21 protein-coding genes are annotated in these 23,408 nt (G+C 70.5%); 7 read left to right on the plus strand and 14 right to left on the minus strand.

All coding sequences use genetic code 11. The features are described 5' to 3' along the window. The first annotated feature begins 62 nt into the window (after nucleotides 1-62). Nucleotides 63-524, plus strand: a complete 462-nt coding sequence (locus tag ACFORO_RS44975) for a nuclear transport factor 2 family protein (RefSeq protein WP_377873373.1) — start codon at nucleotides 63-65, stop codon at nucleotides 522-524. An 85-nt stretch (nucleotides 525-609) separates the two neighbouring features. Here the strand turns inward: ACFORO_RS44975 and ACFORO_RS44980 are convergent, their stop codons facing one another. Beyond that, nucleotides 610-2,001, minus strand: coding sequence for an amino acid permease (locus ACFORO_RS44980; protein ID WP_354734752.1), 1,392 nt, complete (start codon nucleotides 1,999-2,001; stop codon nucleotides 610-612). 423 nt (nucleotides 2,002-2,424) lie between these two features. Here ACFORO_RS44980 and ACFORO_RS44985 point away from each other — a divergent pair, with 423 nt between their 5' ends. The 6 genes from ACFORO_RS44985 to ACFORO_RS45010 all read left to right on the plus strand — a co-directional run bounded on the left by ACFORO_RS44985 (nucleotide 2,425) and on the right by ACFORO_RS45010 (nucleotide 11,578). After that, entirely contained in the window at nucleotides 2,425-5,406 is a 2,982-nt protein-coding gene (locus tag ACFORO_RS44985) for an arabinosyltransferase domain-containing protein (RefSeq protein WP_377873372.1), read from the plus strand. 173 nt (nucleotides 5,407-5,579) lie between these two features. Continuing rightward, nucleotides 5,580-7,619 (plus strand): MDR family MFS transporter, encoded by a 2,040-nt coding sequence (locus ACFORO_RS44990; protein WP_377873371.1) that lies wholly within the window; start codon nucleotides 5,580-5,582, stop codon nucleotides 7,617-7,619. Nucleotides 7,620-7,755: 136 nt separating this feature from the next. Continuing rightward, nucleotides 7,756-9,321 (plus strand): hypothetical protein, encoded by a 1,566-nt coding sequence (locus ACFORO_RS44995; RefSeq protein WP_377873370.1) that lies wholly within the window; start codon nucleotides 7,756-7,758, stop codon nucleotides 9,319-9,321. Nucleotides 9,322-9,354: 33 nt separating this feature from the next. Continuing rightward, entirely contained in the window at nucleotides 9,355-10,296 is a 942-nt protein-coding gene (ligD, locus tag ACFORO_RS45000; protein WP_377873369.1) for a non-homologous end-joining DNA ligase, read from the plus strand. Between the two features lie 77 nt (nucleotides 10,297-10,373). Continuing rightward, the gene (locus ACFORO_RS45005) at nucleotides 10,374-10,724 is read left to right on the plus strand and encodes a hypothetical protein (protein WP_377873368.1); all 351 of its coding nucleotides are present in this window, start codon (nucleotides 10,374-10,376) and stop codon (nucleotides 10,722-10,724) included. A gap of 77 nt (nucleotides 10,725-10,801) precedes the next feature. After that, the gene (locus tag ACFORO_RS45010; RefSeq protein ID WP_377873367.1) at nucleotides 10,802-11,578 is read left to right on the plus strand and encodes an SDR family oxidoreductase; all 777 of its coding nucleotides are present in this window, start codon (nucleotides 10,802-10,804) and stop codon (nucleotides 11,576-11,578) included. Here the strand turns inward: ACFORO_RS45010 and ACFORO_RS45015 are convergent. The 13 genes from ACFORO_RS45015 to ACFORO_RS45075 form a co-directional block, all read right to left on the minus strand. Beyond that, complete coding sequence (locus ACFORO_RS45015) at nucleotides 11,575-12,054, minus strand: SRPBCC family protein (RefSeq protein ID WP_377873366.1); 480 nt, start codon at nucleotides 12,052-12,054, stop codon at nucleotides 11,575-11,577. The genes ACFORO_RS45010 and ACFORO_RS45015 overlap by 4 nt on opposite strands. A 30-nt stretch (nucleotides 12,055-12,084) precedes the next feature. Next, complete coding sequence (locus ACFORO_RS45020; RefSeq protein WP_344275539.1) at nucleotides 12,085-12,288, minus strand: DUF6186 family protein; 204 nt, start codon at nucleotides 12,286-12,288, stop codon at nucleotides 12,085-12,087. Then, entirely contained in the window at nucleotides 12,285-12,875 is a 591-nt protein-coding gene (locus ACFORO_RS45025; RefSeq protein WP_377896773.1) for a hypothetical protein, read from the minus strand. Before ACFORO_RS45025 ends, ACFORO_RS45020 begins: the two co-directional genes overlap by 4 nt. A gap of 150 nt (nucleotides 12,876-13,025) precedes the next feature. Further along, nucleotides 13,026-13,931, minus strand: coding sequence for a cobalamin-binding protein (locus ACFORO_RS45030; RefSeq protein ID WP_377873364.1), 906 nt, complete (start codon nucleotides 13,929-13,931; stop codon nucleotides 13,026-13,028). Between the two features lie 15 nt (nucleotides 13,932-13,946). Beyond that, entirely contained in the window at nucleotides 13,947-15,047 is a 1,101-nt protein-coding gene (locus ACFORO_RS45035; RefSeq protein WP_377896774.1) for a serine hydrolase domain-containing protein, read from the minus strand. A 10-nt stretch (nucleotides 15,048-15,057) separates the two neighbouring features. Beyond that, complete coding sequence (locus ACFORO_RS45040) at nucleotides 15,058-16,623, minus strand: ABC transporter ATP-binding protein (protein ID WP_377873362.1); 1,566 nt, start codon at nucleotides 16,621-16,623, stop codon at nucleotides 15,058-15,060. Continuing rightward, nucleotides 16,620-17,513, minus strand: coding sequence for an ABC transporter permease (locus ACFORO_RS45045; RefSeq protein ID WP_377873361.1), 894 nt, complete (start codon nucleotides 17,511-17,513; stop codon nucleotides 16,620-16,622). The genes ACFORO_RS45040 and ACFORO_RS45045 overlap by 4 nt, the downstream gene beginning before the upstream one ends. Further along, on the minus strand, nucleotides 17,510-18,466 hold the full coding sequence (locus ACFORO_RS45050; RefSeq protein ID WP_354734740.1) for an ABC transporter permease: 957 nt from the start codon (nucleotides 18,464-18,466) through the stop codon (nucleotides 17,510-17,512). Before ACFORO_RS45050 ends, ACFORO_RS45045 begins: the two co-directional genes overlap by 4 nt. Beyond that, a complete protein-coding gene (locus ACFORO_RS45055) occupies nucleotides 18,463-20,055 on the minus strand; it encodes an ABC transporter substrate-binding protein (RefSeq protein WP_377873374.1) in 1,593 nt (530 codons plus the stop codon). Before ACFORO_RS45055 ends, ACFORO_RS45050 begins: the two co-directional genes overlap by 4 nt. An 81-nt stretch (nucleotides 20,056-20,136) precedes the next feature. Beyond that, complete coding sequence (locus ACFORO_RS45060; protein ID WP_377873360.1) at nucleotides 20,137-20,562, minus strand: thioesterase family protein; 426 nt, start codon at nucleotides 20,560-20,562, stop codon at nucleotides 20,137-20,139. Continuing rightward, nucleotides 20,555-21,505, minus strand: coding sequence for a 3-hydroxyacyl-CoA dehydrogenase NAD-binding domain-containing protein (locus ACFORO_RS45065; RefSeq protein ID WP_377873359.1), 951 nt, complete (start codon nucleotides 21,503-21,505; stop codon nucleotides 20,555-20,557). The genes ACFORO_RS45060 and ACFORO_RS45065 overlap by 8 nt, the downstream gene beginning before the upstream one ends. Then, nucleotides 21,498-22,391, minus strand: coding sequence for a BKACE family enzyme (locus tag ACFORO_RS45070; protein ID WP_116198444.1), 894 nt, complete (start codon nucleotides 22,389-22,391; stop codon nucleotides 21,498-21,500). The genes ACFORO_RS45065 and ACFORO_RS45070 overlap by 8 nt, the downstream gene beginning before the upstream one ends. Continuing rightward, nucleotides 22,391-23,251 carry a TetR family transcriptional regulator C-terminal domain-containing protein gene (locus ACFORO_RS45075; protein WP_377873358.1) on the minus strand — a complete coding sequence of 287 codons (861 nt, stop codon included), beginning with the start codon at nucleotides 23,249-23,251 and terminating at the stop codon, nucleotides 22,391-22,393. The genes ACFORO_RS45070 and ACFORO_RS45075 overlap by 1 nt, the downstream gene beginning before the upstream one ends. Between the last annotated feature and the right edge of the window lie 157 nt (nucleotides 23,252-23,408).

The following is a 23,408-nucleotide window of genomic DNA, read 5'->3' on the forward strand; positions in this document are numbered from 1 at the left end:
CAGGGCCCACCGATCCTACGAATGACCAGTTCAGACCCAACAAAGAAGGTAGGACCCCTGTCATGACCGAATCGCGGCCCCCGTTCCCGCCGTTCGACCTGTCCGCCGCGTTGAAGAAGGTCCAGGCCGCCGAGGATGCGTGGAACACCCGGGATCCGGAGAAGGTCTCGCTTGCGTATACGCCGGATTCCGTGTGGCGCAACCGCGACGCGCACGTGGTCGGCCGCGCCGCGATCGTCGAATTCCTCACCGCGAAGTGGGAGCGCGAGCAGGATTACGCGCTGCGCAAAGGACTTTGGGGATTCCGCGAGAACCGCATCGCCGTCCGGTTCCAGTACGAGAGCCGCGACGCGGACGGGCAATGGTGGCGCAGCTACGGCAACGAGCTCTGGGAATTCGCCGAGAACGGCCTGATGAGCAGGCGCGAGGCGTCGATCAACGACCGGCGCATCGACGAGGCCGAGCGGCGCGTCTTCGGGCCGCGGCCGGAAGCGGAACACGGGGTCGATTTCCCGCTGTGGTGAAACAACCCGGCCGCTCCTCCGACGGTATCGGAGGAGCGGCCGGGCCGGTGCCGCGTTCGCGGGGATGGGGGAACGCGGGCTGTGCTCAGGCGCCGGTGCGCGCCTGCCGTTTGCGGGACACGATGCGCCAGCCGAGCGCGAGGACCACGACGATCGCCGGGATCGAGTAGAACGCGATCTTCTCGGCTCCGTCGGAGAATCCCATCAGCACCACGACCAGCACGAGGAATCCGAGCGTGGCCCAGCCGGTGTACGGCGCGCCGGGCATGCGGTAGCTCGGCCGCTCCAGTTCGCCGCGCAACGCCGCCTGGCGCATGCGCATCTGCGAGAACACCAGGGTCGCCCACGTCGCGACCACGCCGAGCGAGGCGATCGCGGTGGCGATGTCGAAGGCCTTCGACGGCACGATGTAGTTCAGCACCACGCCGAGCACGTAGGCCACCGACGTGAAGAGAATTCCGCCGTAGGGCACGTGCCGCGAGTTCATCTTGCCGACGAACTTCGGCGCCTCGCCCTCGTCGGCGAGCGCGCGGAGGATGCGGCCGGTGGAGTAGAGGCCCGAGTTGCACGAGGAGAGCGCGGCGGTGAGGACGACGGCGTTCATGACGTCGCCGATGCCGCCGATGCCCAGCCGCGAGAAGACCGTGACGAACGGGCTTTCGCCGCCGTTGTAGAACGGCCACGGCATCAGCATCGCCAGCAGCAGCACCGAACCCACGTAGAAGACGCCGATCCGCCAGACGACGCCGTTGATCGCCTTCGGGAGAACCTTGCGCGCGTCCTTGGTCTCGCCGGCCGCGATGCCGACGACCTCGATCGCCGAGTAGGCGAACACGACCGCCTGCAGCGTCATCAGCGCGATGCCGACGCCCGCCGGGAAGAACCCGCCGTGGTCGGTCAGGTTGTGCACGCCGGCGGTGGTGCCGCCGATGTTCGCGCCGGTGAACACGAGCCCGAGCGCGGTCACCAGGAAGACGACGATCGCGAGGACCTTCACGACGGAGAACCAGAACTCCAGTTCCCCGAACAGCTTCACGCTCAGCAGGTTGACCGCCATCAGCACGCCGAGCGCGACCAGCGCGGTGATCCACTGCGGCACGTCCGGCAGCCACTTGTGCACGTAGATCGCGACCGCGGTGATCTCGGCGATCCCGGTCATCGCCCAGTTCAGCCAGTACATCCAGCCGGAGACGAACCCGGCCCACGGCCCGATGAACTCGCGGGCGTAGGTGACGAAACTGCCGGAGCTGGGCCGGTGCATGACGAGTTCGCCGAGCGCCCGCATCACGAAGTAGGCCGCGATGCCGCACAGCGCGTAGGAAAGGACCAGCGACGGTCCCGCTTCGTGGAGCCGCCCGCCCGCGCCGAGGAAGAGCCCGACCCCGATCGCCCCGCCGATCGCGATCATCTGCACCTGGCGATTGCCCAGTGCTTTCGTGTAGTTGTCGCCCTCTTTGGCGACCACTGTGGATTCCATGGTTGCGAGACGCTAGCGGTACCGGGCGGCGTGACGCAGCACACCTAGGCTGGACTTAAGGTGTGCTCCAGATCACCGTGGAGGAACCGGGTAAATCGGGCAGGACCTGTTTGACTCCCGGAAATCGCGCCGGAGCTGCGCGGATGTCCACGATGGACGGTGCGCGCGGAGACTTTCGGGCAGCCGCCGGGGGTATCCAGGGTATCGGCGGGAGCGGAACGTCCGCCAGGGCGCGGAGGCGGCCGGAACGGGCGATGCCGACGGCGGGCGGTCGTTCCACAGTGGACGGACGGAGCCGGTGCGCGGCGGGGCCGACCGCTCTCCAGGCGCCCGAACCTGAAACTCGCTCGGCAACGTGGTCGCCGTCGGCGACGCCGAGGCCGCTTCACGGCGGGGAAACCCCGGAACACTAAACTCCGCGCGATGCCGCCCCCAGATTCCGACGCCATCGCACGCGGACAACCCGGCGATCGCTGGCTCATCATCGGCCTCGGGCTCATCTCCGCACTGACCGCGGTGCTGTTCACCGTGGCGCCGGTGAACACTGAGACAACGACTTACCGCTGGGACGGCGCGCAGGACACCGCGCTGCCGTCGTACCCGTACCACCCGGCCAGAATGGACGCGATCGTCCGCTGCGCCGACCCGAACGGGCTGGTGCTGGCGACCACCCCGCCGGGAGGCAAACAAGGCGCCGAGCCTCTCGGCGGCGGGCTGGAGATCCGGGCGGTCGACGGCACGGTCAGAGCCGAACTCGGCGGCGCCGAACTGCTCCGCCGGCCGTCCGGCCGCGACTGCCGGCTGACCGTGCACGCGGACGGTCAGGGCACTACCGTCGGCACCGCGAGGACTGCGAGCAGGCCCGCCGTCACCGGCCTGTACACCGAGCGCCCGGGCACGGTGTCCGCGCAGGTCGAACCCGACACCCGATGGGTCAGCTCGCCAAGCGTGCTGAAGGTCGCGCTCGGCGTGGTCTCGTTGCTCGCGCTGCTCGGCATGATCGTGCTGCTGATCCGGCGCGACCGGCGCGCCGTGCGAAGGGTCCGGCTGTTCCCTCGACGGGCGTGGGTGCCGCGGCCGTCGGACGTCGTCGTGACCGGGGTGCTCGGGGTCTGGTCCGTCATCGGTGCGCTCACCGTGGACGACGGATACATCTCGACGATGCTGCGCGCTCGGGAAACGAGCGGGTTCACCGGCAATTACTTCCGCTGGTTCAACGCGCCGGAAGCGCCGTGGGGCTGGTACTACGAGCTGTACGCGCTGCTCGGCCGCGTCTCGCCGGCCATGGTGTGGATGCGGCTGCCCTCGGTGCTGCTGGGGCTGGCGTCCTGGTTCCTGATCGACCGGCTGGTGCTGCCGCGCCTGGTCGACCGGCCGGGCCGGTGGACCCGCTGGGCGGCCGCGGCGCTGTTCCTGGCGTGGTACCTGGCCTTCGACGTCGGGCTGCGGCCGGAACCGTGGATCGTGTTCGGCTCGCTGGCGGTGTTCGCACTGGTCGAGCGTGCCGTGGCGACCGGTGCGGTGACGCCGGTCGCGGTCGGGCTCGTCGTCGCCGGTGCCACCGCGACGACAAACCCGCTCGGAGTCGCGGCATTCCTGCCGTTCATCGCCGCAGTGCGCCCGCTTGTCCGGTTGATGCGCGGGCGTGCCGGCCTCCGGGTGCTCGGCGCGATCGCGGTCGTCGCCGGAGCCGCGGGCAGCGCACTGCTGACGGCGTTCTACGGCCAGCCGCTGACCGCCGTCCTGCAGTCGACCGTCGTCCGTCAGCAGATCGGCCCGGATCTCCCGTGGCAGAGCGAAATCACCCGCTACACGACCCTGCTCGACCCGTCGGTGGTCGAGGGCGCGCTGAACCGCCGGGTGCCGGTGCTGCTGATGTTCCTGGCGATGGCGCTGACGGCCGTGCTGCTGATCCGGCGCCGTGCTCCGGGGCTGGCCGTCGGGCCTGCCCGCCGGATGGTCGTCGTCAGCGTCCTGTGTCTCGTCGTGCTCGCGTTCACGCCGACGAAGTGGACGCACCACTTCGGTGCGCTGGCCGGATTCGGCACGCTGGTGACCGCGATGCTGGTGCACACCGTCGCGCGCGGAGCGCTGTCCTCGGTGTGGGCGCGGGCGGCGGCGCTGGGCTTGGCCGCGGCGACGACGTGGCTGGCCTGGTCCGCGCCGGACCGGTGGTGGATGCAGTCCGGCTACGACGTCCGCTGGAGCGACTCCGTTCCCTCGGTGAAAGGCGTGCGGCTGGCGGATCTGGTCCTCTGGGCCGGGCTGACCGTCGCACTCGGCGGCGTGCTCGCCGGGGCCTGGCTGAGCGCGAAGCGGCGTCCGGAGGCGGGGCGCGCGCCGCGTTGGCTGCCGAGGTCCGGCTGGGCGATCGTCGCGGTGGCCGCCGCGACGGTGGCGGTCGAGCTAGTCGGGCAGGCGCAAGCGGTGAAACTGCGGTGGGACACCTACTCCGTCGGTCGGTCGAACCTGGCTTCGCTCGGTCTCGCGCCGAGTGCTGGCAGCGCCGGGAACTCCTGCGGCGTCGAGGACTGGCTGGACGTCGAGCCGGACGTCGGCGCCGGGGTGCTCCGGCCGTCCGCCCCGGCTGCGGCGGAAGGGTTCGCGATGAACGCCTCGTTCCCGCCGGACTCGGCGCCGCGGGCCCCGTACGGCAGTGACTCGGCGCACCCGGCGTGGAGTTCCTACCGGTCGCCGTCCCGGACCGGCACGCTCACCACCGGGTGGTTCGACCTGCCCGCCGACGTCGGGGCGAAGAATGCGGCTCCGGTCGTGATTTCCCATGCCGGGCAAGGGAAAGTGCAGGTGTCGGCGGAGTTCGCGAAAGCGGACGGGACCGTGCTCGCGGCGGTGAAGGCCACCGGGGACGGCAGCGGGAAGTGGAGCGACGCGCGGTTCGATCCCCGCTGGCAGGCACCGGGGGCGCGACGCGTCCGGGTCGTCGCGCGGGACGCGGACCCCGGTCCGTCCGGCTGGGTCGCGGTCACCGCGCCCCGGATTCCGCGACTGGCGCCGCTGACGAAGGAGATCCCCTCGAGCGAGCCGGTGACGTTGGACTGGACCAATGCTTTCGTCGTGCCGTGCCGGACCCCGGCCTCGATGGCGGACGGCATCGTGCAGCCGGTCCGCTACCGGTTCGCCCCCGGTCCGGACGCGCAGTCGTTGGCCAGCGTTGCCTACTCCGCGGACGCCGGCGGGCCTTACGTGCCGTTGTTCGCCGACGCGAAGGCGACCGAAGTCCCGACGTACCTGCGCGGCGACAAACTGCGCGAGCCGGTCGCGGTGTACCGGTTCGACTACCCGGTCGCGATGCGGGGACTGACCGTCGAACACGGCACCCGGCCGACGTCCGGGCTGGCGAAACAGCCGCCCGTGCTCGACCCGACCCGAGGCGGCGGCGGGTAGGCCGGTCTTGAAGCGCGCGCCGGGTCAGGCGGGACCCGGCGGCTTCCGGAAACAGGTCCGCCGCGGTCACCGGAACGGGCGACAACGCGGCCGGGCGGCTATTCCGCCGTGGACCGAGGTGCTTACGTGGACGCGCCGGGAGCGGCCCGGCGCGGGCGCGCGAGGAGGAGCCGATGACGGCCACGGCGGAGGAGACCCGGGAGGAACCGGTGCCGGCGGCGCTGTCCCGGCGCAAGATCCACGCGGTGTTCGGCGCGGTGGTGCTCGGCATGCTGCTCGCCGCGCTGGACCAGACCATCGTCGGGACCGCGCTGCCCACCATCGTCGGCGACCTCGGCGGGGCCGGGCACCTGTCCTGGGTCGTCACCGCGTACCTGCTGGCCGAGACGATCATGACGGTCGTCGTCGGCAAACTGGGCGACCTCTTCGGCCGCAAGCTGATGTTCCAGCTGTCGGTGATCGTGTTCGGCGTGGGCTCGTTCTTCTGCGGGTTCGCCGACAGCATGACCTGGCTGATCATCTGGCGGGCCGTGCAAGGCCTCGGCGGCGGCGGGCTGATGGTCACCTCGACCGCGCTGATCGCCGACGTCGTCCCGCTGCGCGAACGCGGCAAGTACCAGGGCGCGCTCGGCTCGGTGTTCGGCGTCGTCACCGTCGCCGGGCCGATGCTGGGCGGGCTGTTCGTCGACCACCTGTCGTGGCGCTGGGCGTTCTACGTCAACATCCCGCTCGCCGTGGTGGTGCTCGCGGTGGCCGCGTCGGCGATGCCGAGCGTGCGCGCCGCGGTCAAGCCGGTGATCGACTACCTCGGCATCCTGCTGATCGGTCTCGCCGCGACCGGGCTGACGCTCGTCACGAGCTGGGGCGGGACGACGTACGCGTGGGGTTCGCCGGTGATCATCGGCATGGCCGCGGGCTCGGTGGTGCTGCTGGGCGCGTTCGTCGCGGTCGAACTGCGCGCGCCGGAGCCGATGCTGCCGATGCGGCTGTTCCGGAACCCGGTGTTCACCGTCGCCGGGATCATGAGCTTCGTCGTCGGGTTCGCGATGCTCGGCGCGCTGTCCTACCTGCCGACCTACATGCAGTACGTCCAGGGCGTCTCGGCGACGACGTCCGGCGTGCGGCTGCTGCCGATGGTGCTCGCGCTGCTGGTCGCGTCGATCCTGTCCGGCACGCTGGTCAGCCGTACCGGGAAGTACAAGATCTATCCGCTCGTCGGGTCCGCGGTGATGACGGTCGGGCTGTACCTGCTGTCGCGGCTCGGCCCGCACACCGGGTTCTGGGAATCCGCGCTCTACATGGCGGTGCTCGGCCTCGGGATCGGGCTCGGCATGCAGGTGCTGACCATCGCGGTGCAGAACACGGTGGACTACAAGGATCTCGGCGTCGCGACGTCCGGGGTGACCTTCCTGCGTTCGATCGGCAGTTCGTTCGGCGCGGCCATTTTCGGCACCATCTACGCGAATCAGCTCGGCCCGAATCTGGCCAAGGCGCTCGCCGAACATCCGCTGCCGCCGGGCGTCGACCCGAAAGCCGTCCAGGTTCCGCTGGCGTTGCACCATTTGCCCGCGACCATTTCGGAACCGGTGATCAGCGCGTACGCGGATTCGCTGCACGTCGTGTTCCTTTATGCCGCGCCGGTCGGGCTGGTCGCTTTCGTCCTCGCGTTCTTTCTCAAGGAAATGCCGTTGCGGGACACCGCCCGCGCCGCAGCGCCGGACCTCGGCGACGGATTCGCGATGCCCGAAGCGCACGAGCACGACCGGGAACTCGAACGGGCGATCGCGACTTTGCTCTTCCGGGAACGCCGCAAAGCCGCGCCCGCGATCGTCGCGCGGGCGGGTTCGGAACTGGACGTCGGCGGCCTGTGGTGCGTTCTGCAGGTCCGGCTCCGGCAGCGCGCCGGTCGGCCGGCGACGCTCGAAGCGATCGGCGAGGACCACGGCGTCCCGGCGCAGGTGCTCGAACCGGCGTTCGCCCGGCTGGAACTGACCGGGCACCTCGACTACGCGCGGGACAGCTGGTCGCTCACCGAATCCGGCACCCGCGAATGGGACAAGCTCGTCCGCGCGTGGCACGACTGGATTGCCGAGCGCCTCGGCGACTGGGGCGCGGGCGACCGGTCCGAACTGGACGCCGCGATCACCCGCGTGGCGACCCGGATCCTCGACCAGGGCGCGGACCGCGCCGGCGGACGGCACGCACTGGCGTGAAACCGCGAGAAATTCGGCCGCGCGGCGGGAAACCGTTGCGAAACCGGTACCGCCGGCGCGGCGGGTGCGGCGGCGCCGACGTTTCGGACAGCCCGTTAGCATCTGCCTGTCAGACACCCTCTACTGTTCCGGGATCATGTCGGTGGATGAATCTGTGCTCACGACTTCGGACGACTCGAACAGCGCGGAAAGCGCGCGCGTTCCCGTCCGGTCCCGCCTCGCCGCGTGGCTGCCGCTGGCCGCCGCGGTGCTCGGCCTGCTCTCGTTCCTGCTCGTGCGCGGGAGCCTCACCGACGACGGGTACATCACCCTGTCGTATGCGAAGAATCTCGCGTTGCACGGGGAATGGGCGCTCGTTCCCGGCTCGGTCGCGAACTCCGCGACGTCGCCGCTGGACGTCCTGCTGCTCGGGTTCCTGACCTTCGTCACCCGGATCAGCGGCTCCGCGCACACGGTGGTGGCGCTGGGCGCGCTCACCGTGCTGAGCAGCGCCGCGATCGGTTGGGCGTGGGCACGGCTGACCCGCCGCTTCGGCCTGTCGCCGTGGGTCGGCGTGCTGGGCCTGCTGCTGGTGATCGCCAACCCGTTCCTCCTGTCGGCCACCGGCCTCGAGGTGCTGCTCGTCCCGACCGTCCTGCTGTGGCTCGTCGTGGCCGCGCTGGAGAAGCGGCCGGTGCTGTTCGGCGCGGTCGCCGCGCTGACCGTGCTGACCCGCCTCGACCTGGTCGTGTTCGTCCTGGTGATCGCCTTCTCCACCGCGGCGATCCGGAAGAAGTTCTGGACGGCCGTGGCCGCCGCGATCGTGGTGTCCGCGCCGTGGTTCCTCACGAGCTGGTTCGCCCTCGGCTCCTTCATCCCGGACACACTGGTGATCAAGCAGGACCAGGAAGGCCTCTTCGGCGCCTGGGGCTACTTCAGCGGTCCGATGATGTACTTCCTGTACCTGCCGTTCACCGTGATGGTTGCCTTCGCCTCGGCGCTCGTCGGCGTGACCGTGCTGCTCGGCTGGCTGGCCCTGCGCTTCGCGCGCCGCTGGGACGACTTCCCGCAGCTGGCCCCGGTCGTCGCGCTCGGCGCGGGCGGCGTTGTCTACTACATCGTCTACTCGACGCTCGGCGTCGGCCCGTACCACTGGTACTACGTCACCCCGATCGTCAGCACGGCTTCGTTCGCGGTCCTGATGATCGGCGTCTGGCACGCCGAGACGAAGAAGCGGCCGAAGCTGAACCGCGTCCCGCCGCTCGTCGCGCTCGGGCTCGGCGGCGCGGTCGCGCTCGCCAACGTGGGCGTGGACCTCGCGCAGGGCGTGCCCTGGCAGTCGCCGGTCATTTTCGGCAACTGGGCGAGTTCGACCGACTACGCGCGGGTCGGCAAGGAACTCGGCACGCGGCTGCAAGGCAAGTCAGTGGCCGGGCCGGGGGAGATCGGCACGCTGGCCTACTACTGCGACTGCCAGATCCTCGACGTGTTCTCCGACCGCAGCCAGGTCACGAAGATCGTGAACAAGCGGCTCGCCGAGGACGGCTTCTTCAGCAAAACGATCCTCCGGATCAACTACCACTGGTTCCACCGGCTGCCGCTGCGCAAGCCGGACTACCGGCTGCTCTACGACAAGGGCCCGGGCAACGGTCCGGACCAGTGGACGGTCTATTCCGCGGCCAAGGGCGTCGGGCATTTCACCCTCGTGCCGTTCGACCGCTGACGCGCCGGCCGATTTCCGGATACGGTCGGTTCCATGGCGAAGGGCGAGGCCGTCGAGCTCGAGGTGGGGGACCGGACGGTCCGGGTGTCCAATCCGGACCGGGTCTACTTCCCGGCGCGCGGCGAGACGAAGCTCGATCTCGTCCGCTATTACCTGTCGGTCGGCGACGGGATCGTGCGCGCGCTGCGGGACCGGCCGTGCATGCTGCACCGGTTCCCGTCCGGGGTGGCCGGGGAGAAGGTGCACCAGAAGCGGGTGCCGAACGGCGCGCCGCCGTGGCTGGAGACGGTGCGGGTGCAGTTTCCGCGCTATCACCGGCACGCGGACGAGCTGTGCGTGACCGAGCTGGCGCACGTGGCGTGGGCGGTGCAGATGTCCACTGTGGAGTTTCATCCCTGGAATTCCCGGCGCGCGGACACCGAACGGCCGGACGAATGGCGGATCGATCTCGACCCGATGCCGGAATGCGGGTTCGACACGGTGCGCCGGGTCGCGCACGTCGCTGAGGAAATCCTCGCCGAGCTGAACATCCGCGGCTGGCCGAAGACGTCCGGCGGCAGCGGGATGCACATCTACGTCCGGATCGAACCGCGCTGGGGGTTCGCGGACGTCCGCCGGGCGGCGCTCGCATTCGCCCGCGAGGTCGAGCGGCGGGCTCCGGACGACGTCACCACCACCTGGTGGCGCAAGGACCGCGACCCGAAGAAGCTGTTCGTGGACTACAACCAGAACGCCCGGGACCACACGATCGCCAGCGCCTATTCGGTGCGCGGCGTGCCGGAGGCGCTGGTGTCCACGCCGATCCGCTGGGACGAGGTCGACGACGTCGACCCGCGCGACTGCACGATCGCGACCGTGCCCACCCGGTTCGCCGAACTCGGCGACCTGCACGCGGGCATCGACGACGTCGCGTATTCGCTCGAGCCGTTGCTGGAGTGGGCCGACCGGGACGGGTTGGAGGCGGAGGACTCCTGAGCGAAGTCATTCGGGCGCCTGGCGTCATGGGGGAGCGCCCGCCGAGTCTCCCCGGGGACGGAGCGGAGGACAGCACGATGGACAGTGCCGGGCACAACGATCCGCTCGCCGTGCTTTATCGCCTGCACCACCAGTTGCGCGTGCTGTCGCCGGTGCTGACTGTCGCGCCCGGTCGGCCGGAAACGAAAGCCATGCTGGACGGGCTCGCCGAGACCGTTTCCGAAGCCGCGGGCCTGCTCTCGACCGCGGAACCGGCCGCGCTGGCCGCGCTGCGGCAGGCGTTCGACCACCTCCGGGCGAGCCGGATCAACGAGGCGACGTCGGAGCTGATCACCGCGTACGGACGGCTGTCGGTGCTGTTGCGGAAAGACGCGCCGCGCCGGGACAGCACGGACGAGCCGACTGTGCGGTGGCGCTCGAAGTTTTGACCCCCGCGGCGCCCGGCATGCCAGGATGGCGGGCGAGAGCCGGCTGAGCCCGGGCGGTGCGGCAGCGGGAGGACCACGTGGCCGAGCAGATCCTCGTCACCGGCGGGACCGGACAACTGGGCCGGGTGGTCGTGGAACGGCTCCGGGCCGCGGAGGCGCCGGTGCGGGCGCTGAGCCGGCGACGGCGGTCCAGCGAGGGCGTCGAGTGGACGGCCGGCGACCTGCGCGATGGGCGGGGCATCGATGTCGCGGTCGCCGGGGTCGGCACCGTGATCCATTGCGCGACGGACTACCGCCGCGAGGTCGAGACGGTCCGCACGCTCGTGGAGGCCGCGCGGTGGAGCGGGCAGGCGCCGCATCTGGTGTATGTCTCGATCGTCGGCGTCGACAAGATCCCGATGGGCTACTACCAGGCGAAACTGGCCGCCGAGAAGGCGATCGCGGATTCCGGGATGCCGCACACGATCCTGCGGGCGACGCAGTTCCACTCGCTGGTGCGCACGATCCTCGCCGGCGCCGCGCGGCTGCCCGTCGTCCCGGTGCCGAAATTCCGGTTCCAGCCCGTCGACGTGCGCGACGTCGCGGCCCGGCTGGTCGCGCTGGCGCAGGGCGAGCCGCAAGGCCGCGTCGCGGATTTCGGCGGACCGGAGGTGCGGACGACGGCGGATCTGGCGCGTGCCCTGCTCGCCGCGTCCGGGAAGGACAAGCGGCTCGTTTCGGTGCCGGTGCCGGGACGGATCGGCCGGGGGTACGCGACTGGCGCGAATCTGGCGCCGAAGCATGCCGACGGCGTGGTCACCTTTGAGCAGTACCTGGCGGAGCAGGGCAAGCCGACCGCGCTGCGGTACCGCTAGCCGGCGGCGCGGCGGCGGACGGTGCGCTCCAGAATGCCGAGGGTCGCCTTGAGGGCGGACTCGGGGACGACCGGGAACGTGAGGCGCTCCTTCCACTCATCGGAGAGCTCCGACCAGTCGTAATAGGACGTGACGCGGGTGCCGCCGTCGGCGGGTTCGAGCCGGTAGCCGTAGATGTGGCGGACGTGCGGGCGGAGGCTGCCCTCGACGGTCCAGGCGATCTCCTCGTCCGGGACGAGCTTCGTGATGACGACCTCGACGTCGTACTTGCCGATGGGCCGGTCGCCGAGCGCTTCCCGGTCCATGTGGACCACGAACCGGTCCCCGGCCTGGGTGACCGGTTCGCCCTCGGCGTCCATGAGCATTCCGGAGGCGTCGATGTCGACGTGGCCCCGCGGGTCGGCGAGGACCGCGAAGACGGCGCTGGCGGGGGCGGGGACGAGCCGCGAGACCTCGAGGCGTTCGGTGCTGGTCATGCCATCGACTATAGCAGAAATAATCGATGATTAGCTCTGCACGAAGAAGTGCCAGCCGACCCACCACCAGGCCAGCACGAGCGCGATCCGGGTCGACCGCTTGCGCATCAGCGCGGAGAGCACGCGGGTCAGCGGCGGGATTTTCTTCGGGAACAGATGGCTGCCCAGCCACAGCAGGATGGCGGCGGCCACGATCGCGCCGAAGCCGATTTCGGTGATCAGCCTGCTGCTCATGCCGTTCTCCTCGCCGCGGCGGCCGCGCGCAGCATCGCCAGCCCGGCGGCGGCCCAGACGCCGAGCGCGAGAGCCTGCACGACGCGGTTGTCGAGCATCGGGTCGACGAGGTCGCTCATCGTCGGGTGCGTGAGCGAGAGCCCGCCCGCGGCTTGTTCGTAGATGAAGGAGACGAGTTCCCAGAGGCACCAGGACACCGCCAGCGCGACCCACAGCCAGCCACGGCGCGGGACCGGTTGCGGTGGGAGCGAGGGGTCCCGCCATTCGACGACCAGCGCGCCGATGCCGATCGCGGCGACGGTGAGGAACATCGGCACGGTCTGGCGGCCGAAGACGAGCGCTACCAATGCGGCAGCGGCGATCAGCGAGGTGCCGGGGAGCCGAGTGGACGGTGCGAGGAGGGCGTCGGCCGTGCTGTGGCGTTCGGTGAAGAGCAGGAGGATCGCGGCGGCGAAGAAGATGACGCCGTCGGCGGGGGCGCCGCGGATCCAGTGGGCGAGGGACGCGACGAGGAGGGCGGCGATCGGGAGATCGACGGCCGGTCGGTGCGCCGGGTAGTCCGCCGCGTGCCGTTCGGATGAGCTCAAGCGACGCACCCCTTTTCATGCCGGTCCTGCTTGGAGGACAACACGAAAGGGGGCGGCGGGCTTCCCGGACGGGCGATCTTTTCGGGGGAAGGGCCGGATTTGCGGGGTGAAGCCGGACGCGAGTTCCGCGAGACGCAGCGGACGAGAGGGTCAGATCGGGCGGGCTTCGTCCGCGCTGACGGGCGGATCAGCAGGGAGGCCGTGGAGCACTGTCGCGAGGATTTCCGCGCCGCGCACTACTCGTGGGCCGGGGCGGTTGAAGTACGCCGGGCCGTCGAGGAGCCAGACCCGGTCGTTCCGGACGGCAGGCAGGTCGGCCCAGCCTGGGCGGGAGGTGAGGACGTCCAGTTCGGCCTCAGTGCGGTCCGGGGAGAAACCGCAGGGGAGGACGAGCAGGACGTCCGGGCGGGCGGCGACCACGGCGTCCCACGTCCTCGGCTTGGTGTGCTCGCCCGGTTCGGCGAGCAGCGGTGTGCCGCCCGCAGCGGTGATCTGCTCGGGAACCCAGTGCCCGGCGGGCCAGAGCGGGTCGAGCCATTCCAGCGCGACCACCCGCGGCCGGGGGAGTCCGGCGACCCGGGCCCGCACAGCGGCGAGCCGCGAGCGGAGTTCGGCCGCGCGGGCAGCGGCGACGTCCGGGACGTCCAGTGCGTCGCCGAGGGTGGTCAGGCAGTCGAGGACTTCGTCCAGGGTGCGCGGTTCGAGGCTGAGCACGCGCGGTCCGGCGTCGAGCATCCGTACCGCCGCCGCGACGCGGGTGTAGGACACCGCGCAGACCTCGCACAGGTCCTGCGTGAGCACGAGGTCTGGCTCGAGGGCGGCCAATTGCTCCAGATCGACGGAGTAGAGCGACGATCCTTGGTGGGAAGCGCCGACAGCGGTGGAGATTTCGCGGCTGGTCAGGGCGTCGGAGTCGAGGTCCGCGGCGGTCACCACGGGCACGGACGCGACCTCGGCGGGCCAGTCGCATTCGTGGGTGCGGCCGACTAGGTCGCCCGCCTTGCCGAGGACGGCGACCAGGTCGGTGGCGGCGGGCAGCAGGGACACGATCCGCATGCGTCCTACGGTAGGTCAGGCGGCCTCGTGCAGCGCCGCCAGCAGCGAGGAAGCCCGGTGGTCGACATCTTCGGCCTGGAGTTCGTTCGTCACGAAGGAGAACGACAGACCTCGGGCCGGCCACGCGCCGTGGCGGCCGCCGCCGGCGCCGGAATGGCCGAAGGCGGCGGGATCGGCGTCGGCGGGGCCGTAGGTGCCGATCGGGTCGGCCAGTTCGAAGCCGAGGCCGAAGCGCAGCGGGCGGTCGTTGATCGCGTCGATGCCTTCGGACCAGGTGCGGGTGGCCTGGGCGAGGGTGCCGTCCGGGACGAGCTTGCCGGAGCGCAGCAGGTCGTAGAGACGGGCCATCGCGGTCGCGGTGCCGACTGCGCCGCCTGCCGCCAGCGTCGCGCCGCGGTACTCCGGCGAGTTCATGGAGTCGCCGGAGTCGAGCAGGCCGCGGTACATCCGCTCGACGACCCGGCGGCGTTCCTCGTCCTGGAGGAAGGTGCTGATCCGGTAGCCGGGCGCGCGTCGCAGGGTCGCGACCGGGACGGTCGGCGGGGTGCCGAGCCGCAGGTCGAGGCCGTGCGGCTCGGCGACGAGGTCGCGGACGAGGGTGCCCAGGTCCTCGCCGGTGACGCGCCGGGCCAGCTCGGTGGCGAGGTAGCCGTAGGTGAGCGCGTGGTAGGCGACCTTCGTCCCGGGAGTCCACAATGGACGCTGCGCGGCGAGGGCGTTCGCGTTCGCCGCGTTGTCCAGCATGGGCAGGTCGGGCTCGACGTAGGGCAGGCCGACGGTGTGCGAGAGGACCTGCGAGACCGGCACCTCCTCCTTGCCCGCCGCGGCGAACTCCGGCCAGTAGCGGGCGACGCATTCGTCCGGGTCGAGCTTCCCCTGCGCGGTCAGCATCGCCAGGACGGTCGCGACCACGCCTTTGGTGCCGCTGAACAGCACGGCCCGGGTGTCCTCGGTCCACGGCACGCCGTTCGCCGCCGAGCCGCCCCACAGCTCGACCACCGGCGCGCCGTCGCGGAACACGCTGAACGCGGCTCCGCCGGTGGTCCCTTCGATGATGTCGCCGAACGCTTCCCGCACGCCCTCGTAACCGGGCTTCACCGCTCCGTGCACAGTCATGACCGGCTCCTCACAGCCTCGGCGTCGTAGCGAGAAGTTCGCTGGTGTACTCGTGCGACGGGGAGTTCAGCACCGATTCGACGGTGCCCTCCTCGACGATCTCGCCGCCGCGCAGGACCGCGATCCGGTCCGCCACCTCCGGGGCGAGGGCGATGTTGTGCGTCACGAACAGCATCGCCATGCCGAGTTCCCGGCGCAGTTCGCCGAGCAGTTCCACGATGGTGGCCTGCACGGACACGTCCAGCGCCGAGGTGACCTCGTCGCACACGAGGACGTCCGGCGTGGTCACGAGCGCGCGGGCGATCGCGGCGCGTTGCCGTTCGCCGCCGCTGAGCTGGTCGGGCAGCCGGTTCGCGAGGTCTTGCCGCAGGCGGACCCGGTCCAAAGTCTCGGCGACGCGCTTCCGGCGTTCAGTGCGCGAGAGGGAAGTCAGGCGCACCAACGGAACCTCGATCGACTGCGCGATCGTCTTGCGCGGGTTCAGCGACGAGAACGGGCTCTGGAAGACGTACTGGATCCGCCGGAGCTCATCGGTGCTGCGCTGCCGGGCGGCCGGGGCCAGCGGGGTGCCTTCGAGAGCGACGGTCCCGGTGAAGCCGCGGTTCAGCCCGGCGATGCATTGCGACAGCGTGGTCTTCCCGGAGCCGGATTCGCCCAGCAGCATCACGCTTTCGCCGCGGGTCACGGCGAGGTCGATGCCGCGCAGGACCTTCTGCTGCCCATAAGACATCCGGATGTCGCGCGCGGCCAGCACGGCGTCGTCCAGCGGGGGAGCAGCGGCGGGTTCGGCGCTGAGGTCTGGCACCGCCGCAAGGAGCCGCTTGGTGTAAGCGTGCTTCGGCCGTCGCAACACCTCATCGGCGACGCCGCATTCGACCAGGTTTCCTTGGTACATCACGGCGACCCGGTCCGCGAGCTGCGCGACGACGGCGAGGTCGTGCGTGATGTAGAGCGCCGCGACACCGTGCTCGGACGTCAGCTGCCGGACAGTTTCCAGCACCAGCGCCTGGGTCTTCACGTCCAGGCCGGTGGTCGGCTCGTCCAGCACGACGACGCTCGGGCGGCACGCGAAAGCCATCGCGATGCCGACCCGCTGCTGCTGTCCGCCGGACAGCTGATGCGGGTATCGCCGCTGGTAGGCCTCGTCGGACGGCAGCCCGACCTCGGCGAGCACCTCCGCTACCCGGTCTTCGGCGGGCCCCGGATACCCGTGCGTTTCCAGCACTTCGACGATCTGCCGCCCGACCCGCAGCGCGGGGTTCAACGACAACGCTGGGTCCTGCGGGATGTACGCGACGGCGCTGCCCCGCAACTGGCGGCGCGCGGCGTTGTCGAGCGTCAGCACGTCGACGGGTTCGCCGTCGCGCGGATGCAGCACCACCTTGCCGCCGCCGGACACCAGCCCGCGGCGGAAATGGCCCAGCGCGGCCAACCCGGCGGTCGTCTTGCCGGAGCCGGATTCCCCGACGAGCGCGAGGACCTCGCCGGGCGCGATCTCGTAGGAGACCGAATGCAACACCGGACGGCCCGCGGCGGTGCGCACGGCCAGTCCGGTCACCTCCAAAGCGGTCGTCATGCCCGTCCCTCCCGGGTCCGCCCGGCTGCGGCCGAGGCGAGCGAGTCGGCGACGAGGTTCGTGCCGACGGCCAGCACCGCGATCGCGACCACTGGGAGCAGCACGCCCCACGGCTGCACGACGAGCGCGATCCGGTTCTCGTTGATCATCAGGCCCCAGTCCGCGGCCGGCGGCTGGATGCCGAGCCCGAGGAACGACAGCGAGGCGATGTAGCCGATCGAATAGGTCAGCCGCAGGCCCAGCTCCACCATCAGCGGGCCGGTGATGTTCGGCAGGATCTCGCGCAGCAGGATCCGGCTGCGCGGGACGGCGTACATCTCGGCGGCGCGGATGTAGTCGTGGTTGCGCACCGAGACGGTGGCCTGCCGGGCGACCCGCGCGGTCCGCGGCGCGTGCGTCAGCCCGATGACCAGCACCAGCAGCCAGCCCTTCGGGCCGATCACCGCGATCGCCAGCAACGCGATGACCAGCTGCGGGAACGACAGCAGCACGTCGTTGCCGCGCATCAGCAGGCTGTCCAGCCAGCCGCCGCCGTATCCGGCGATCATGCCGAGCAGCGCGCCGAGCACGATGCCGAGCGCGGTGGCGAGGACGGCGTACAGCAGCAGCGTGGTGCCGCCCGCGAGGAAGCGTGTGAGGACGTCGCGGCCGAGGCCGTCGGTGCCCATCAGTCCGTCCGGTTTGAACGGCTTTCCGGCGAAGTCCGTGGTGGTGTGGCCGGTGATCACCGGCCCGAGCCAGGGGCCGGCCAATGCCACGAGGACGACGACCCCGGCCAGTACGGTGCCGACCTTGGCCTGCGGGAACGCCCAGGCGGTGCGGATCAGCCCGGCCGCGCGCGGCGTTTCCGGGACGGCGGGGACCACCTGTTCTTCTTCGACCGCGGTCATCGCACTGCCTCCGTCCGGAGCTTGGGATCGGCGAGGATGCCGATCACGTCGGCCAGCAGGTTCACCACGATGTAGACCGCGGCGATCAGCAGCGTCACCGCCTGGACCACGGCGACGTCGCGCTTGCCGACCGCGTCGATCAGCGCCTGGCCGATGCCGGGGTAGCGGAACAGGAATTCGACCACCACGACGCCGCCGGCCAGCCACGCCAGCTGGATCGCGACGACCTGCGCGACCGGGCCGACCGCGTGCGGCAAGGCGTGCCGCAGCAGCACCGTCCGCTCGCGCATGCCCTTGAGCCGCGCCATTTCCACGTAACCGGAGTCGAGGACTTCGTTCATCGTCGCGCGCATCATCCGCGTGATGTACGGCGTCACGACCAACACGAGAGTGAGCACTGGGAGAACGAGCTGACTCGGTTGCGCCCAGACCGCTTCGCCCGGTGGCGTGAGCGTGACCGAGGGCAGGAAGCGGAACACGGTCGTCGCGAAGAGGACGATGAGCGCCACGCCGATGACGAACTCCGGCAGCGCGGCGATCACCAGGCTGATTCCGGACACCACCTGGTCGCTGGCGCGGCCGCGGCGCATCGCGCTCCACGTGCCGAGTGCCAGCCCGAGCGGCGTGGCGATCACCGCGGCGAGCACGAGCAGCACCAGCGAGGCCGACACCCGGTCCGCCAGCAGCGTCGTGACCGGGCCCTGGGTCGACGTCGAGGTGCCGAGATCGCCGGTGAACAGGCCGCCGAGCCAGGAGAGATAGCGCTGCCAGACCGGTTCGTCGAGGTGCAGCGCGTGCTGCAGCGCGGCGATCCGCTCCGGAGTCGCCTGCTGGCCGAGGATGGCCCGCGCCGGATCGCCCGGCAGCAGCAGCGTCGCCACGAACACCAGCAGCGTGACCAGCCACAGCACCACAAGGCTCACGAGAAGCCGTTTGAGGATCAGCCTGGTCATGCCGCGCCGCCTTCCGCCGTGCCGAGCCAGACCTGCCGGAACTGGTAGCCCGACAGCGAAATCCCGGTGCGGTCCGGCACGAAACCGGCCACATAGGACTGATAGGCGTCGACCTGGTCGACGAACCCCCAGACGATCAGGCCGCCGCGTTCGTACTCGATCTGCTGTGCCCGGCGGAGCAGCTCCGCGCGCGCCTTCGGGTCGACCGTGGCGCTCGCCCGCGTGACGAGGTCGGTGAATTCCGGGTCGTTCCAATGGGTTTCGTTGTACGGCGCCTTCGGCAGCGAACCGGACGCGACCTGCGGCAGGTAGTTGCGCGTGTACCAGAAGTCCTGCGCGAAATCCCAGGACAGGTAGTTCTCGCCGTAGAACGTGGTGGTGTCGATCTTCCGGATCCGCACGTTCACGCCCGCCGCCTTGGCCTGCTGCTGGAACACCTGCGCGGCCTCGACCGCACCGGCCTGGATCGGCGCGGTGACCAGTTCGATGTCGAGGTTCGGCTTGCCCGCTGCGGCGAGCAGGCGTTTCGCCTCGGCGATGTTCTGCTTGCGCTGCGGCAGTTGCCGGTTGTACGCGGGGTCGAAGGGCGCGTACAGGTCGTTGCCGACCCGGCCCTGCCCGCTGAGCACCTGGTTGATCATCTGCTCGCGGTCGACCACCAGGCGCAGCGCCTGGCGCACGCGGACGTCGTTGAACGGCGGGCGGTCGACCCGCATGGTGAACGGCAGCCAGGTCCCGGTTTCCGACCGCAGCACCTGGACGCGCGGGTCGCTGCGGAGCACGTCCACGAGCGCGACGGGGACCTGGTCGATGGCGTCCACTTGGGACGAGAGGAGGGCGTTGATCCGGGCGTCGTCGTCGGAGAAGTTGATGAGCGACAACCGGTCCAGATATGGCTCTCCCGGCCGCCAGTAGTGCTCGTTGCGCACGAAGGTGCTCTGCAGGCCGGCGGTGAACGTGTCGGCTTTGAACGGTCCGGTGCCGATCGGCCGCTTGACGTCGAAATCGGCGGGGACGATGCCGAGGCTGTATTGGCCGAGCAGGTCGTCGAAGCCGGAATTCGGGGAGGTGAGGCGGAATTCGACGGTGCGGTCGCCGGTGGCGACGACCTCGCCGAGCATGGTCAGCCCGGCCGCGCCGCTCTTCGGGTCCTTCGGGTCGGTGATCCGGCGGAAGGTCGCGACGACGTCGGCCGGGGTCACCGGGCGGCCGTCGTGGAAGCGGATGCCGGAGCGGAGCACGGCGGTCCAGGTGCGCGCGTCCGGCGAGGACTTCAGCGATTCGGCGACCAGCATCTGGAGCCGGTAGTCGTGATCGCGCAGCAGGAGCGGCTCGTAGAGATTGAGCACCCGCGCGATGTCCGGGTTCGTGGCCGGGATGTGCGGGTCGAGCGTGTCGGACGCGCCGCCGCCGGTGACGCCGACGCGGAGGGTGCCGCCTCGTTTGGGCGGCCCGGAAGGCACGGCCGCGGCGACGGTGGAGCCGCAGGCGGCCAGCAGGGGAGCGGCGCCGACGAGCGCGGTGCCGGCGAGGGCGGCGGTGAGGAATCGGCGGCGGGAAACGTTGGTCGGTTTACATCGGGCTTCCATGGGTGACTTTCGAGCGGGTGAGCGGCAATCCCGGCGAGAACCGGGATTGCCGCTCACGAGGGGGGAGGGGAGGGGAGGGGATCAGGAGATAGCACGCCCCGCGTAGTCCGGGACCGGGGCGAGGTGCGCCTCAAGCGCGCTGGCCACGTCGGCGGGGAACGGCGTCGCGCGGCCCCCGGAAACGTGCAGGCACAACAGCTCTTCGGTGGCGACGAGTTCGCCGGCGACCCGCATTTCGTGGCAGAGCCGCACCTTTTTCGCGCCGACTGACACCGCAGTGGTCGTCACGTCGAGTTCGGCGTCCGCGCCGACTTCGCGCAGGTACCGGACGTGCGCCTCCACTGTGTACAGCGACGCCCCGGTTCTCTCGCGGTAGCCGGGACCGAGTCCGACGATGTCCATCAGCGCGGTGGTCGCGTCGCCGAAGACGAGGACGTAGTAGGGCTCGGAGAGGTGGCCGTTGTAGTCGATCCACTCCGGACGGACCCGGTCGCGGTACTCAGCCACGACGGGCCTGCCCGACCGCGCGCTGGATCGCGATGACCGCCCGGTCGCGTTCGGCGATCAGGTCGGCGATCGTGCGCCCGTCGGCCTCGTCGTCGCAGCCGGCGACCACGGCGTCGCGCAGGTCCTTGGTGAGTTCGGGCGCTTCGAGCCGGGTCCACGGCGACTTCAGCGACGGTCCGAAGTGGTCCAGCATGTGCGCCATGCCGCCTTCGCCGCCCGCCAGGTGGAAGGTGAGCATCGGGCCCTGGACCGGCCAGCGCAGGCCCGGCCCGTCGGTGATCGCGAGGTCGATCTGCTCGACGGTCGCCTCGCCGTTCGCGACCATGTGCAGGGCTTCCCGCCAGAGCGCTTCCTGGAGCCGGTTCGCGATGAACCCGGGCACCTCGCGGTCCATGGTGATCACGGACTTGCCGACGCGCCGGTAGAACTCGGCGGCCCGCTCGACCGCCCACGGCGCGCTGAGCTTCCCGCCCGCGACCTCGACCAGCGGGATCAGGTACGGCGGGTTGAACGGATGCCCGACCACGAGCCGTTCCGGCGTCTTCGCGGCGACCTGCATTTCGGTCATGCCGTAGCCGGAGGTGGACGAAGCGATCACGACGTCCGGCGCGGTGACAGCGTCGATGTCGGCGAGCAGTTTCTGCTTGAGCGCCAAGTCTTCCGGCGCGCTTTCCTGGACGAAGCCCACGCCGTCGACGGCTTCCGCGAGTGTCGCGGTGACGGTGAGGCGATCGCGGCTTGCCCCGGGCTTGAGGCCCAGTTCGGTGAGTGCGGGCCACGCCGCGTTGACGAGACGTTCGAGCTTCTCGGCCGCGTCCGGCGCGGGGTCCCAGGCCCGGACGTCGAAGCCCTGGGCGAGGAAATGCGCGACCCAGCCGCCGCCGATGACTCCGGCTCCGATGCAGGCGACAGTGTCCACAGTGGTCTCAGTGGGCTCAGGCATTCACGCGCTCCTTCAAGCCGAGGATCTCGCGCGCCCGATCGGGGCCGGCGATGTCCGCGCCGAGCTTCTGCACGATGTCCACCGCGCGTTCCACGAGCTGGCCGTTGGTGGCCTTGACGCCGCGCGCGAGGTAGAGGTTGTCCTCCAGCCCGACCCGGACGTGCCCGCCCAGCAGCACCGACTGGGCGACCCACGGCATCTGGTCGCGTCCGATGGCGAACGACGCCCACTGCGCGCCTTCCGGCAGCAGGTGCACCATCGCCTGCAGCAGCCCGGGATCCGGCGGCGCGCCGTACGGGATTCCCATGCAGAGCTGGAACAGCGGCGGCGGATCGATCAGGCCTTCTTCGACCATCTTCGTGGCGAACCAGAGGTTGCCGGTGTCGAAGATCTCCAGTTCGGGCTTCACGCCCAGCTCCTGGATCCGCTTCGCGCCGGTGCGCAGCATGTCCGGAGTGGACACGTAAAGCTGGTTGCCCTCGCCGAAGTTCAGCGAACCGCAGTCGAGCGTGCAGATGTCCGGCAGGAGTTCTTCGACGTGCGGGAGCCGGTCGTGCGCGTTGACGAGGTCGGTGCCGTCGACCGGCTTGAGCGGGTCTTCGGCGTCGATGACGAGGTCGCCGCCCATGCCCGCGGTGAGGTTGACGACGACGTCCACACCGGACTCTTTGACCAGCCGCACCGCCTCGCGGTACAGCGCGACGTCTCGCGACGGGGCGCCGGTTTCGGGTTCGCGCACGTGGATGTGGACCACGGCCGCGCCGGCGTTGGCGGCCTCGATGGCGCTTTCGGCGATCTGCGCCGGGCTGACCGGGACGTGCGGGCTCCGGCGGGTGGTGTCCCCCGCGCCGGTGAGCGCGCAGGTGACGATGACCTCGTGGTTCATCAGGCTCCTTGGACGATCGAGCGGTCGATGAAGTCGTGCAGGTGCGCGCGCATCGCGCCCACTGTGCTGCCGGGACGCCCGGTCAGCACCTGGATGCCAAGGCCGTCGATGAGCGCGGTGAGCTGCGCGGTGGCGGCCTCGGGGTCGGCCAGGCGGAACACGCCCTGCTCTTGGCCGGTGCGGATGGTCATGAGAATGGTCTGATACCAGCGGTCGTAGGAATCGGTGTAGAGCGAACGCAGCCGCGGGTCGAGCGCGACCTCGTTCCAGACCTGCAGCCACACCGACCATTCGGCGCGCAGCAGGCCCTCGGTGGGCAGCTGGAGTTCGACGAGCTTGAGCAGCCGGTCGTGCGCGCCGGGCACCGCGTGCAGCTCGGCGACCTGGCGGTCGAAAGCGAGCTTCACGTTGCGCCGCAACGCTTCGTCGAGAACTTCGGTTTTGGTGGGGAAGTGGTAGTGGATGGCCGCGGTGCTGGTGCCGCACGCCTGGGCGATGTCGGAGATGCGCACCCGGTGATAGCCGCGTTCGGCGATGAGCCGCCAGGCGGTTTCGAGGATCCGCCGTCGTGGCTCGGAGTGGGCCAGGTCGTCGGGGTCGCTCGCTGTTCCCGCCGCGGGGGCGGGGACGGCGGTGACGGTTTTGGCGTCGTCGCTGCCGTTGAGCAGCCAATTCACGGTGACGCCGGAGTACTCGGCCACGCGGACGAGCTCGTGCGGGGAGAACCGGCGGGAGCCGTTGAGGGCCTTGGAGAGTTTGGTCTGGTCCAGGCCGATGGCGGCGGCGAACTCGCGCTGGGGGACGGGCATGGACTGGATCAGCTGGCGCACTCGTTCTCTCAGCTGGTCTGTTTCGTCCATGGCCGGAGACGGTAACCGCGCGTTGCGAAAATCGCAACTCTGGTGGGGTTGGACACGTAACGGTTTGAGATTTTGGTTTTGTGCCAAGGAGTTGCGATCTTGGGTTGACTGGCGGATCAGTCGGTGGGGGCGGGGTGATGGGGGCGGCTCGTCGCCT

The sequence above is a fragment of the Amycolatopsis halotolerans genome (genome assembly GCF_042647905.1).
Lineage (GTDB): Bacteria > Actinomycetota > Actinomycetes > Mycobacteriales > Pseudonocardiaceae > Amycolatopsis > Amycolatopsis halotolerans.

Excerpts from the sequence above, each read along its gene's own strand:
- ACFORO_RS44990 (WP_377873371.1), top strand. The coding sequence starts at position 5,580 with ATGACGGCCACGGCGGAGGAGACCCGGGAGGAACCGGTGCCGGCGGCG.
- ACFORO_RS44975 (WP_377873373.1), top strand. The coding sequence starts at position 63 with ATGACCGAATCGCGGCCCCCGTTCCCGCCGTTCGACCTGTCCGCCGCG.
- ACFORO_RS45030 (WP_377873364.1), bottom strand. The coding sequence starts at position 13,931 with ATGCGGATCGTGTCCCTGCTGCCCGCCGCCACCGACCTGGTCGCCGTC.
- ACFORO_RS45050 (WP_354734740.1), bottom strand. The coding sequence starts at position 18,466 with ATGACCAGGCTGATCCTCAAACGGCTTCTCGTGAGCCTTGTGGTGCTG.
- ACFORO_RS45055 (WP_377873374.1), bottom strand. The coding sequence starts at position 20,055 with ATGGAAGCCCGATGTAAACCGACCAACGTTTCCCGCCGCCGATTCCTC.
- ACFORO_RS45075 (WP_377873358.1), bottom strand. The coding sequence starts at position 23,251 with ATGGACGAAACAGACCAGCTGAGAGAACGAGTGCGCCAGCTGATCCAG.
- ACFORO_RS44985 (WP_377873372.1), top strand. The coding sequence starts at position 2,425 with ATGCCGCCCCCAGATTCCGACGCCATCGCACGCGGACAACCCGGCGAT.
- ACFORO_RS45035 (WP_377896774.1), bottom strand. The coding sequence starts at position 15,047 with ATGACTGTGCACGGAGCGGTGAAGCCCGGTTACGAGGGCGTGCGGGAA.
- ACFORO_RS44995 (WP_377873370.1), top strand. The coding sequence starts at position 7,756 with ATGTCGGTGGATGAATCTGTGCTCACGACTTCGGACGACTCGAACAGC.
- ACFORO_RS45070 (WP_116198444.1), bottom strand. The coding sequence starts at position 22,391 with ATGAACCACGAGGTCATCGTCACCTGCGCGCTCACCGGCGCGGGGGAC.
- ACFORO_RS45040 (WP_377873362.1), bottom strand. The coding sequence starts at position 16,623 with ATGACGACCGCTTTGGAGGTGACCGGACTGGCCGTGCGCACCGCCGCG.
- ACFORO_RS45005 (WP_377873368.1), top strand. The coding sequence starts at position 10,374 with ATGGACAGTGCCGGGCACAACGATCCGCTCGCCGTGCTTTATCGCCTG.
- ACFORO_RS45015 (WP_377873366.1), bottom strand. The coding sequence starts at position 12,054 with ATGACCAGCACCGAACGCCTCGAGGTCTCGCGGCTCGTCCCCGCCCCC.
- ACFORO_RS45020 (WP_344275539.1), bottom strand. The coding sequence starts at position 12,288 with ATGAGCAGCAGGCTGATCACCGAAATCGGCTTCGGCGCGATCGTGGCC.
- ACFORO_RS45045 (WP_377873361.1), bottom strand. The coding sequence starts at position 17,513 with ATGACCGCGGTCGAAGAAGAACAGGTGGTCCCCGCCGTCCCGGAAACG.
- ACFORO_RS45065 (WP_377873359.1), bottom strand. The coding sequence starts at position 21,505 with ATGCCTGAGCCCACTGAGACCACTGTGGACACTGTCGCCTGCATCGGA.
- ACFORO_RS44980 (WP_354734752.1), bottom strand. The coding sequence starts at position 2,001 with ATGGAATCCACAGTGGTCGCCAAAGAGGGCGACAACTACACGAAAGCA.
- ligD (WP_377873369.1), top strand. The coding sequence starts at position 9,355 with ATGGCGAAGGGCGAGGCCGTCGAGCTCGAGGTGGGGGACCGGACGGTC.